Annotated in this window: 11 protein-coding genes; 10 read left to right on the top strand and 1 reads right to left on the bottom strand. The window is 69.1% G+C overall.

Going from position 1 to position 10790, the window contains the following annotated elements; all coding sequences use genetic code 11:
* Window positions 1-190: 190 nt before the first annotated feature.
* Window positions 191-1066, bottom strand: a complete 876-nt coding sequence (locus E1292_RS10210) for a LysR family transcriptional regulator (RefSeq protein ID WP_132594382.1) — start codon at window positions 1064-1066, stop codon at window positions 191-193.
* Between the two features lie 110 nt (window positions 1067-1176).
* Here E1292_RS10210 and E1292_RS10205 point away from each other — a divergent pair, with 110 nt between their 5' ends.
* From E1292_RS10205 to E1292_RS10160, 10 genes are all read left to right on the top strand, one after another.
* Entirely contained in the window at window positions 1177-2745 is a 1569-nt protein-coding gene (locus E1292_RS10205) for an amidohydrolase (RefSeq protein ID WP_132594380.1), read from the top strand.
* 14 nt (window positions 2746-2759) lie between these two features.
* On the top strand, window positions 2760-3710 hold the full coding sequence (locus E1292_RS10200) for an ABC transporter substrate-binding protein (protein WP_132594378.1): 951 nt from the start codon (window positions 2760-2762) through the stop codon (window positions 3708-3710).
* Window positions 3707-4621 carry an amino acid ABC transporter permease gene (locus E1292_RS10195; RefSeq protein WP_132594376.1) on the top strand — a complete coding sequence of 305 codons (915 nt, stop codon included), beginning with the start codon at window positions 3707-3709 and terminating at the stop codon, window positions 4619-4621. Before E1292_RS10200 ends, E1292_RS10195 begins: the two co-directional genes overlap by 4 nt.
* Window positions 4622-4662: 41 nt before the next feature.
* Entirely contained in the window at window positions 4663-5412 is a 750-nt protein-coding gene (locus E1292_RS10190) for an amino acid ABC transporter ATP-binding protein (protein WP_165974468.1), read from the top strand.
* Between the two features lie 136 nt (window positions 5413-5548).
* The gene (gene bla / locus E1292_RS10185; protein ID WP_132594374.1) at window positions 5549-6505 is read left to right on the top strand and encodes a class A beta-lactamase; all 957 of its coding nucleotides are present in this window, start codon (window positions 5549-5551) and stop codon (window positions 6503-6505) included.
* A 231-nt stretch (window positions 6506-6736) separates the two neighbouring features.
* Window positions 6737-7021 carry an FmdB family zinc ribbon protein gene (locus E1292_RS55700; RefSeq protein WP_369334335.1) on the top strand — a complete coding sequence of 95 codons (285 nt, stop codon included), beginning with the start codon at window positions 6737-6739 and terminating at the stop codon, window positions 7019-7021.
* 92 nt (window positions 7022-7113) lie between these two features.
* Window positions 7114-7782 (top strand): AmiS/UreI family transporter, encoded by a 669-nt coding sequence (locus E1292_RS10175; RefSeq protein WP_132594370.1) that lies wholly within the window; start codon window positions 7114-7116, stop codon window positions 7780-7782.
* Between the two features lie 80 nt (window positions 7783-7862).
* Entirely contained in the window at window positions 7863-9110 is a 1248-nt protein-coding gene (gene fmdA, locus E1292_RS10170) for a formamidase (RefSeq protein ID WP_132594368.1), read from the top strand.
* Window positions 9111-9390: 280 nt separating this feature from the next.
* The gene (locus E1292_RS10165; protein ID WP_132594366.1) at window positions 9391-9819 is read left to right on the top strand and encodes a hypothetical protein; all 429 of its coding nucleotides are present in this window, start codon (window positions 9391-9393) and stop codon (window positions 9817-9819) included.
* 145 nt (window positions 9820-9964) lie between these two features.
* Window positions 9965-10618: an HNH endonuclease family protein gene (locus E1292_RS10160; protein WP_132594364.1), complete on the top strand. Its 654-nt coding sequence runs from the start codon at window positions 9965-9967 to the stop codon at window positions 10616-10618.
* Window positions 10619-10790 lie beyond the last annotated feature (172 nt).

The raw sequence follows: 10790 nt of genomic DNA, 5'->3' as shown, positions 1-10790 counted from the left end.
GCCCACCGAGATCTACACTCGACTAGTCGTCGGAAGCGTCAGAGGTGTCCAAGAAGTACGCATCCCGACGACCACGGCCGGCATGAGGCGAACCCATCTCATCCGCGCAAGATAACATCCACATGATCGCTCGGCTACCGTCTGTCAGCAGCACGGTCCGCCGGACGGGCGGCGGCCCTGGTGGGGGTGGTCAGACGGCCAGCGCGTCCAGCAGTGCCTGCAGGCGGGCGGTCTCGCGGTCGGGTCGGACGAGGGTGAAGATGCTGCGGCTGGTGTTGAGCCAGGGCACGTCGGCGACCACGATGTCCCGGCCGTGATCCCGCAGCGCGAGGTCGGGGACGAGCGCGGCGCCCATCCCCGCCTCGGCCATGGCCAGGGTGATCTTGAAGTCGTCGGAGTGGCAGGCCACTCTCGGATGCAGCCGCCAGCGCGCGAAGACGCCGTCGAAGAAGGACGCGTCGCTGCTCGCCGGGTGGTGCATGATCCACGGCAGGTCGACGAACTGTTCCACCCGGTACGGCGCCAGGTCGGGCCAGCCGCGCGGCAGGACGACCTTGTAGCGGTCCTCGGCGACCCACCGCCGGCCCAGCGACGACGGCCACGACAGGCCGGAGTTGCCCACCTGGTAGACGATGGCCGCGTCGAGTTCGCCGCCCGCGCCCAGGCGCGGGATGAGCTGTGAGGGTTCGGCCACGGTGAGCCGGATGGCGGCGCGGTCGGCGGGCTCCATGTCGCGCAGGACGCCGGTCAGGCCGTCGGCGAAGCTCGGGAAGATGCCCAGGCGGATCTGCCGCTCGCTGTTCCTGTGCACCTCCTGGACGGTGGCGATCATGCGCTCGATGTCGATGAGCACGACCTCCGCGTGCCTGGCGAGCACCTCGGCGGCGCTGGTGGGCAGCACGCTGTGGGCGAAGCGCTCGAACAGCGTCACGCCCATCTCCCGCTCCAGGGAGGCCATCTGCTGGGAGACGGCGGAGGGGGTGTAACCGAGCCGGTTGGCGGCGGCAGCGAACGATCCGCGCTGCACGACCTCGCGGAGGGTGCGCAGGTGCTCCGGCTTCAGCATCAGCAACCCTTACCCTCAGAAGCGCTAAATGTCGTGTTTGTAGCACTTCCACCTGCATATAGCTACTCCTACAGTGAGGCCCATCACATTTCCGGCCCGCTGAGAGTCCCATGAGCATCCGCGTGTACCGCAACGCCGCCATCCGCACCGGAGCCGGCGAGAACCCGTTGGCCCAGGCCATGGCCGTGAAGGGCCAGACGCTGCTGGCCGTCGGCGGCGAGGCGGACGTGCGCGAGGCGGCGGGGCCGGGTGCGGAGCTGATCGACCTGGAGGGCGCCGCCGTCCTGCCCGGCCTCTACGACGCCCACATCCACACCGCCCAGTACGCCCTGAGCCTGGACGCGGTCGACCTGCGCGACGCGCGCTCCCTGGACGAGGCTCTGGCCAAGGTGGCCGCGCACGCCGCCCGGCTGCGACCGGGCGCCTGGTTGTTCGGCGGCCGCTGGAACAGCAACACCTGGGACCCGCCCGCCCAGCCGGACAGGTACGCCCTGGACTCGGTCTGCCCCGGCCTGCCGGTCGCGCTGCCCAGCGTCGACGGCCACACCGTCTGGGCCAACTCCGCGGCCCTGCGCCTGGTCGGCATCGACGCCGGCACCCCCGACCCGGTGGGCGGCGAGATCGTCAGGGACGCCGATGGGGAGCCGACCGGCATCCTGCGCGAGTCGGCGTCGTACCCGCTGCGCCACCTCATGGTCTCCGCCGACCTGACCGACCGGCTCGGCGCCGCCCAGGAGGAACTGCTCGGGCTCGGCCTGACCAGCGTGCACGACATCGACGGCGAGGACTGCCGGGCGGCCTACCTGGAGCTGCGCGCAACGGGCCGGCTGAAGCTGCGCGTGCACAAGGCGATCCCGGCGACCCACCTGGAGGCCGCCATCGATGAGGGACGCCGCACCGGGCAGGGCGACGACTGGGTCCGCACCGGGCCCGTGAAGATCTTCAGCGACGGCGCGCTCGGCTCGCACACATGCCACATGAGCCGGCCCTTCGCCGGAGATCAGGGCAACGCCGGCATCGCGGTCACGCCGTACGACGACCTCGTCAAGTTGTTCCGCAGGGCCGCGGGCGCCGGCATCGCGGTGGCCACACACGCGATCGGCGACCGGGCCAACCGCCTGGTCATCGACGCCTACGAGGCCATCGGCCGCACGCCCGGCCTGCGGCACCGTATCGAGCACGCCCAGCACGTACGGCCCGGCGACCTGGCGAGGATGGCCCGGCTGGGCATCGCCGCCTCCATGCAGCCCGTGCACTGCACCAGCGACATCGACCTGGTCGACGCCCTGCTGGCCGGTCACGGGGTGGCGTCCTACGCCTGGCGCGGGATGCTGAACGTCGGCGTCGCCCTGGCTTTCGGCTCCGACGCCCCCGTGGAGCATCCCGACCCGTTCGCCGCACTCCACGCCGCTGTCACGCGTACCCGCCCCGACGGCACGCCCCCCGGCGGCTGGCAGCCCGAGCAGCGGCTGAGCATGGCCGAGGCCATCACCGCTCACACCCTGGGCGCGGCCTACGCCTCGGGCGAGGAAGAGCGCAAGGGCACCCTCGCGCCGGGCAAGCTCGCCGACTTCATCGCGGTGGACACCGACCCCTACCGTGAGTCACCGGACGCGGTGCTGCGCACCAAGGTCATGACCACCGTCGTCGGCGGCGAGGTCCGCTGGCAGCGAAGCTGAAGGAGAACCCCCCATTGAACACCCGGATCCGTACCTTGCTCGCTGCCGGTGCGCTGCTCGCCGTCGCCACGGCCTGCGGCGCCGAGCCCCTCGACTCGGGCGCGGAGGCCGAGCCGTCGGCCGCGCCCGTCGTCCTCGACCAGGCCCCCGCCGAGGACAAGGCGGCCGCCGTCATCAACGCGATCACCCCGGACAAGGCGCTGGCCGCCAAGGTGCCCGCCCGGCTGAGGACCGACGGACTGAAGGTCGTCTCCTCCCTCGGCTACCCGCCGATGGAGTTGTACGCCTCCGACGGCAAGACCGCGATCGGGCTCGACCCCTCACTGACCCGGGCCATCGCGAGGAAGCTCGGGGTCAAGGTGACCATCACCGACGAGGAGTTCAACTCGCAGATCCCCGGCGTCCTGACCGGCCGCTACGACTTCGTCATCTCCTCGATGACCGACAACGCCGAACGCCAGGGCAAGCTCTCGTTCGTCGACTACGTACGGGCGGGCGCGGGACTCCTGGTCAAGAAGGGCAACCCGGCGGGCATCTCGGGGCCGGACGACCTGTGCGGCAAGACGGTCTCGGTCGTCGACAACGGCTCCTCGCTCGCGCTGGCCGAACAGTACGACGCCGACTGCGAGAAGGCCGGCGAGGGCGGCGTGACCATCCTGAAGTTCCCCGGCGATCAGGAGGCCCTGCTCCAGGTCGGCGGCGGTCGCGCGCAGGCCAACATCACCGACTACGTGGTGACGACCTACAAGGCCGCCGACCCCAAGCTCGGGGTGGAGGCGATCGCGATAGAAGGCACGGAGAGCCTGTGGGGCATCGGCATGAAGCCGGACGACAAGGAGCTGATCGACTCCGTCAAGGGCGCGCTGGACTCCCTCATCCGGAGCGGCGAGTACGGCAAGGTGCTCAAGGCGTGGAACCTGGAGAAGCTGGCCGTCGAGTCCGCCACGGTCAACGGCGGTAAGTGAGCGTGCGCACCGAGCCGATCGTCGACGGGACGGGCACCCCCGTCCCCGTCGCGCGCACCCTGCACTGGGGCCGCTGGGTGGGCGCGGCCGCCGCGCTGGCGGTCGCGGGCTGGCTGGTCTACCTGGTCGTCATCAACCCCCGCCTGGACTGGACCAAGGTCGCGGAATACCTGTTCAACGACCGCATCCTGGCCGGGGTCTGGGTCACCATCGAGATCTCGGTGGTGGCCACGGCTCTCGGGCTGGTGCTGGGCGTGCTGATCGCGATCATGCGGCTGTCGTACAACCCGGTGCTGAGCGGGCTGGCCTGGGGCTACATCTGGTTCTTCCGCGGCACGCCCGTCCTGGTGCAGCTCATCTTCTGGTACAACCTGGCCTACCTGTTCCCCGAGCTGGTGCTCAAGATCCCGTTCACCATGATCGGCGTCAAGTGGGACACCAACGAGGTGATGACCGGCTTCACCTCCGCCATGCTGGGCCTGGGGCTGAACCTGGCGGCCTATTTCGCCGAGACCGTGCGCGCCGGCATCCAGGCCGTCGACAGGGGGCAGACGGAGGCGGCGTACGCGCTGGGCATGACCCCCGCCAAGCGGATGCGGGTCATCGTGCTCCCGCAGGCGCTGCGCATCATCATCCCGCCGACGGGCAACGAGTTCATCTCCATGCTGAAGACCACGTCGCTGGTGTACGTGGTCGCCGGGCACGACCTGATGACCAACGCCAGCCAGATCTACAAGGCCAACAACCTGATCATGGAGCTGCTGATCGTGGCGAGCCTGTGGTACATGCTCATGACCGCCGTGGCGACCTTCCTGCAGGGGAGGCTGGAGCGCCGGTTCGGCTCCGACGCCGTACGTCTCGTGCGCGGCGGCGGCCTGGCGGCCAGGGTCCTGCCGAAGGCGACGGCGTGACCGCGCCGGGGACGCCGGTCGTGCGGGCCACCGGCGTCCGGATGAGCTACGGAGACGTGCAGGTGCTCAACGGCGTGGACTTCACCGTGTCCGCCGGCGAGGTGAGCTGTGTCATCGGCCCGTCGGGCTCGGGCAAGTCCACGTTCCTGCGCTGCGTCAACGGTCTCGAGCCGGTGCTCGGCGGCAGCCTGCGGGTCCTCGGGGAGGAGGTCGGCCACACCCTGCGCGACGGCAGGTACCACCCCTGGACGCCCAAGGAGTTCGCCGCCTTCCGCCGGAACATCGGCATGGTGTTCCAGCGCTTCAACCTGTTCGCCCACCAGAGCGCGCTGGAGAACGTGGCCTGCGGGCCCGTCCACGTGCTGGGCAGCCCGGCGGACGAGGCGCGCGGGCTGGCGATGGAGCACCTGGAGCGGGTGGGCCTGGCCGGCCACGCGCACAAGCGGCCCCACCAGCTCTCCGGCGGCCAGCAGCAGCGGGTGGCCATCGCCAGGGCGCTGGCGATGAACCCGGCGCTGATGTTGTTCGACGAGCCGACGTCCGCGCTGGACCCGGAACTGGTGGACGAGGTCCTGGAGGTCATGAAGGGGCTGGCCGCCGACGGGATGACGATGGTCGTGGTGACCCACGAGATCGCCTTCGCCAGGGAGGTCGGCGACTGGCTGACCTTCTTCGACGACGGCGTGGCCGTCGAGCGCGGCCGGCCCGGCGAGCTCCTGGCCGCTCCTGGACAGGAGCGCACCAGGGCGTTCCTGTCCAGCGTGCTCGGCCCGAGGGAAGGCCTGCCGTAGAGGGCTCGGCACCCGGCCTGACGTGGGCGCATATCGAGGCCGATATCGACCGGTGATCGGTATCGCTATTAGACATCGCTTGATCGCATCTGCTTGGCTCCTTTCTCTCTGACAGCCGACAAGCGGAGGATTCGACATGCGACACGTACGCACCCGCGGGATCGTGGCCGCTCTGCCCGCGTCCGCCCTGGCGGCCTCCCTCCTGATCGTCGGCGGGAGCCCGGCCTCGGCCGCGCCGGCGACCGTGCCCACGACCGTGGCGGCGCCGTCGGCGGCGGCTCCAGGAGCGGCCCTGGCCAGGAAGGAGCTGCGCAAGCTGGAGGTGGCCTTCAAGGGCAGGATCGGCGCGTACGCGCTCGACACGGCCACCGGCAAGACCGTGACGTACCGTGCGGGCGAGCGCTTCCCGATGTTGTCCACCTTCAAGGCGCCCCTCTGCGCGGCCGTGCTGCAGAAGGCCCGCACCTCCCGGCCCGGCCTGATGAGCAGGCTCATCAAGTGGACGGCCGCCGACATGAAGCCCAACTCGCCGGTCACCGAGAAGCACGTCAAGGACGGCCTGACCGTCTCCCAGCTGTGCGAGGCGGCCGTCACCATGAGCGACGGCACCGCGTCCAACCTGCTGCTCAAGCAGATCGGCGGGCCGAAAGGGCTGACGAAGTACTTTCGTACGCTGAAGGACTCGACCTCGCGCATGGACCGCTGGCACCCCGAGCTCAACGACTGGACCCCCAGGGAGAAGCGCGACACCACCACGCCCGCGGCCATCGGCCGCGACCTGCGCGTGCTCACGCTGGGGCGGGCGTTGCACGCCAAGGACCGCAGGCAACTGCTCGCCTGGCTGCTCGCGAACAAGACCGGCGGCGAGCGCATCCGCGCCGGCCTGCCCGGGACCTGGACGGTCGCCGACAAGACGGGCACCAACTCCGACGGGTTCGGCGGCGGGAACGACATCGCCGTCGTCTGGCCCGGGAAGGGTGCCGCTCCCCTCATCATGTCGATCTACACCAACCGCACCAAGGGCCTTCCCACCGACAACAAGACCATCGCGAAGACCGCCACCGTCCTGGCCCGCGCGCTCGGCAAGCTCTAGCGCCGGGAGGCGTCGGCGCCTGTCCGGATATCGCCATCACCGTCTTATGAGACGGCCATTTTTCTGCATAAAAGATAAATAGCGCGCTGCGCACGGACAAGACTTTTTTGTTCGTACTGGGCCGGGGCGTGGACCTTGACATGGCGAATCGCCTAGAGGTTTTCTGGAGATATCGGCATAACGCCGCATGCGGTGTCGTGCCGTGAAAAAGGATCCCGATCTTTTACGGGGATGTCCATGGCAACGTACGCGTACCGCTGTCTGGATTGCGGGCAATTCGAGGTGCGCCTGCCGATAGGGACCGCCGAGGCGGTCCGCGACTGTCCGGTGTGCCGCTCTCCGGCCCGCCGATTCTTCACCGTCCCGAACCTCACCCGGCTGTCCCCGGCGGCGTCCGCCGCCCTGACACGAGAGGAGCAGAGCAGGGAAGCGCCCGAGGTGGTCACGCACGTGCCTCCGGGGCGGCGGTGGCAACCGCCGTCGCACCCGGCACTGTCGCGCCTGCCCCGGCCCTGAAACACCCTTGCAACACCAGTAAACGTTGCGTGCGCCGGCGACGTGGCGCCCGGCGGACGCACCACCCGTACTGACACGAGGAGGTGTCGGTGATGGGAGCCGTCGGACTGCTCTACGTGGGGGCGGTCCTTTTCATCAACGGTCTGATGCTCCTGGGAAAGGTCGAACCGAAAGCGGCCGGCGTGTTCAACCTGTTCGTCGGAGCGCTGCAGGTGATCACGCCTACCGTGCTGGTCATCCTCAATCCCGCCGACGCGGCCGTGGTGCTCGGCGCGTCGGGGATCTACCTGTTCGGATTCACCTATCTCTATGTGGGCATCAACCTGCTCGGCGGCTTCGACTCCACAGGGGTCGGCTATTTCTCGCTCTTCGTGGCCGTCATGGCGCTCGGCTATTCCTTCGCCAACTTCCGGATCCTCGGCGATCCCGCCTTCGGAGTCATCTGGCTCTACTGGTCGTTCCTGTGGGCACTGTTCTTCGTGCTGCTCGGGCTGAAACGTACGCGGATCACCAGGTACACCGGCTGGGTCACGGCGATCCAGGGCTGGGTCACGGCGGCGATCCCCGCCTACATGACCCTGGCCGGCTACTGGCGCGACACCAGGCTCTTCGCGATCATCCTCGCCGTGTTCGGCGTGGTGGTGTTCGCCGCGCTGTGGCCGCTGACGCGGCACAGGGAGCCGGCCGGCGCGGCGCCCGACGAGGCGGAGGAACCCTCGAGGCCGGACAGCGAGCGCCGGCATCACCCGCGATGGACCTGACGGTGCCCGCCGAAGCGGAAGAGAGGTGAGGCCCACGCCCAGCCAGGAAGGAGCCATCCGCTAGAAGAAGGGCATCCATCATGCCGAAGGTAGTTTTCAAGATCGATCAGTCGAAGCCGATGCGCGACCAGGAGGTCCCGGGGCACAACCGCTGGCACCCGGACATCCCGGTGGCGGAGATGGTACGGCCCGGCGACGAGTTCCGGATGGAATGCCGGGAATGGACCGACGCGCAGATCGGCGACAACGACTCCGCGAACGACGTACGCGATGTCGACCTGACCGTCGCGCACGTGCTGAGCGGGCCCATCGGGGTGGAGGGGGCCGAACCCGGAGACCTGCTCGTCGTGGACATCCTCGACCTCGGCCCGGTTCCCCAGCAGGTAGGGGAGGCGCCAGGACAGGGATGGGGGTACACCGGCGTCTTCGCCAAGGCGAACGGCGGCGGATTCCTGACCGACTACTTCCCCGACGCCTACAAGGCGATCTGGGATTTCCACGGCCAGGTCGCGACCTCCCGCCACCTGCCGGGGGTTCGCTTCACCGGCATCACCCACCCGGGACTCTTCGGCACGGCGCCGTCGGCGGACTTGCTCGGCAGCTGGAACCGCCGGGAGCAGACGCTCATCGACACCGACCCGCAGCGCGTCCCGCCGCTCGGCCTGCCGCCGCTGACCGACAACGCCGTCACCGGCACGGCGACCGGCGACGTGGCGCAGCGGATCGCCGCGGAGGGAGCGCGTACCGTGCCCGCCAGGGAGAACGGCGGCAACCACGACATCAAGAACTTCACCCGCGGAGCCCGGGTCTTCTACCCGGTCCACGTGCCCGACGCCAAGCTGTCAGGAGGTGACCTGCACTTCAGCCAGGGTGACGGGGAGATCACCTTCTGCGGCGCGATCGAGATGGGAGGCTACATCGACTTCCACGTCGACCTCATCAAGGGCGGCATGGAGAAGTACGGTGTCACCACCAACCCGCTGTTCATGCCGGGCAACGTGGAGCCGAGATATTCGGAGTTCCTGTCGTTCATCGGCATCTCGGTGGACCACGACACCGACACCAACTACTACCTCGACGCGACGGTGGCCTACCGCAGGGCCTGCCTCAACGCCGTGGAGTATCTCAAGAGGTGGGGTTACAGCGGCGAACAGGCCTATCTGCTCCTCGGCGCGGCACCGATCGAGGGGCGGGTCAGCGGGATCGTCGACATCCCCAACGCGTGCTGCTCGCTCTACCTGCCCACCGCGATCTTCGACTTCGACGTACGTCCGAACGCGAAAGGACCCGCCAGCCAGGATCGCGGGCAGTGCGCCGTGACGAGCTGACCGCCATGACGCGCGCTGGGCGGCCCCCGGGATATCGTCCGGGGGCCGCCCCTTAACAGTTCTGCAAAGTTTGGACAAAGATTCCCCAGCATGGTGACCGCCCGCCGCCGCACACGTCTCGCGGCCGGATCGGCAGACGTGGCGGGCTTTTCTCTTTCTGCCGCACCATTGTGGCGAAGGTCAACCGGGTCGCTGAGGCGGAAAGCCCGGTAAAAGGCGCGTTATCCTTCGGCGTATCCCCCGACATTGTGAGCGCTCTGCCGCTGTGAAAGGTTGATCAATGCAAGACGACGCCGTGTGGGTCCGAGGCGTTACCGGCATTCAGTTGCACCACACCACCGACCTCCAGGACGCCACACGATTCCTGAGCAACGCGGCGATGGCGCTGCGGGCCGCGCACGTGCGCACCGGGGACGACCAGTATTCCGCCATCGCCGCCCAGCTCACCACCATGGTGGAGGAGACACGGACGCTGGAGGGCGAGGCGCGCGCACGCATGCAGGTGCTGCACGCGTCCGACCCCGAGCGGTTCGTACGCTGCCGCGAAGGTCACGAGCCGTGGCCCGACGAGATCCAGGCGGGCTTCGTGCCGCGGCACACCTGTAGAGACCAGTGCCTCTACCATGATCACGACGTTCTCGACGCCATCATGCAGTGCACCTGCGGCCAGCCCCCGTGCCGCGCCTGCGCCATCGGCGGCGCTCCGTAGGGCCGGCGGCGGTCCGCCGGCGCGCCGGCGGGCCTGGACGTGCTGCGGGGGAGCGCGAACGTGACGGGGAGGGATGCTTGCGTCGCCCTCCGGTTTCATGAATATCGCTGCCGCCGGCGGGGGGTGTGCTGGTAGGGGTGTAGGCATGATCTTCTTGACGAGGCCGGTCACAGTTGCCGTGCTGACTCTGCTGGCCATCCCGATCACCGCTGTCGCCGCGACCCCGCATGCGGCGGCGGAGGCTCGCAAGCGATCTCAGGCCGAGGCCGGTGCGCTGGCCCGCCGGATGCTGGGCCAGCTGAAGGTGGCCGAACCGTTATCGATCCGCGGCTACAGCCACCGCCGCTTCCAGCCGCGGTGGGAGCAGCACAAGGGCAGGTGCAACGCCCGCGAGGTGGTTCTGGCCCGCGACGGCCGGCGGGTGCGCAAGAACGCGGCCTGCCACCCGGTCAAGGGCGTCTGGTACAGCCCGTACGACGGCAAGAAGCTCAGGAGCGAAAGGCTGGTCGACGTCGACCATGTCGTGCCGCTGGCGTACGCGTGGCGTTCGGGGGCCAGCAGGTGGAGCCCGGCGCGCAGGCGGGCGTTCGCCAACGACCTCAAGCGGCCCGAGCTCATCACGGTCAGCCACTCCGCCAACATCGCGAAAGGGGCCAAGGGCCCCCAGAGCTGGCGTCCGCCGCGCCGCGCCCACTGGTGCCGTTACGCCGTTTCCTGGATCACCGTGAAGCACCACTACCGGCTCTTCGTGACGCGGAACGAGAAGGTGGCTCTGCTCAACATGCTCCGTAAGTGTTGACAGGGGAAAGATGCGGATGATGTGACGCGAGAAGCGGATTGTGGCGAGGGTGCAGTTCGCCAACGGGTGTAGGCCGCACACCGACATCGCCACAATCCGCGGCTCTCGCGGGAATGGCTTACCACCAGTCCCAGTCGTCGCCCCACCAGGGGCCGCCCCAGCCGCCCCACCA

The sequence above is a fragment of the Nonomuraea deserti genome, assembly GCF_004348685.1.
Taxonomy (GTDB): Bacteria; Actinomycetota; Actinomycetes; order Streptosporangiales; family Streptosporangiaceae; genus Nonomuraea; species Nonomuraea deserti.
This window is presented reverse-complemented; position numbering and strand designations above follow the sequence as displayed.

What these genes read in the sequence shown, in the direction of transcription:
- E1292_RS10205 (WP_132594380.1), top strand. Translation starts at nt 1,177, where the DNA reads ATGAGCATCCGCGTGTACCGCAACGCCGCCATCCGCACCGGAGCCGGC.
- E1292_RS10165 (WP_132594366.1), top strand. Translation starts at nt 9,391, where the DNA reads ATGCAAGACGACGCCGTGTGGGTCCGAGGCGTTACCGGCATTCAGTTG.
- fmdA (WP_132594368.1), top strand. Translation starts at nt 7,863, where the DNA reads ATGCCGAAGGTAGTTTTCAAGATCGATCAGTCGAAGCCGATGCGCGAC.
- E1292_RS10190 (WP_165974468.1), top strand. Translation starts at nt 4,663, where the DNA reads ATGAGCTACGGAGACGTGCAGGTGCTCAACGGCGTGGACTTCACCGTG.
- E1292_RS10160 (WP_132594364.1), top strand. Translation starts at nt 9,965, where the DNA reads ATGATCTTCTTGACGAGGCCGGTCACAGTTGCCGTGCTGACTCTGCTG.
- E1292_RS10210 (WP_132594382.1), bottom strand. Translation starts at nt 1,066, where the DNA reads ATGCTGAAGCCGGAGCACCTGCGCACCCTCCGCGAGGTCGTGCAGCGC.
- E1292_RS10175 (WP_132594370.1), top strand. Translation starts at nt 7,114, where the DNA reads ATGGGAGCCGTCGGACTGCTCTACGTGGGGGCGGTCCTTTTCATCAAC.
- E1292_RS55700 (WP_369334335.1), top strand. Translation starts at nt 6,737, where the DNA reads ATGTCCATGGCAACGTACGCGTACCGCTGTCTGGATTGCGGGCAATTC.
- bla (WP_132594374.1), top strand. Translation starts at nt 5,549, where the DNA reads ATGCGACACGTACGCACCCGCGGGATCGTGGCCGCTCTGCCCGCGTCC.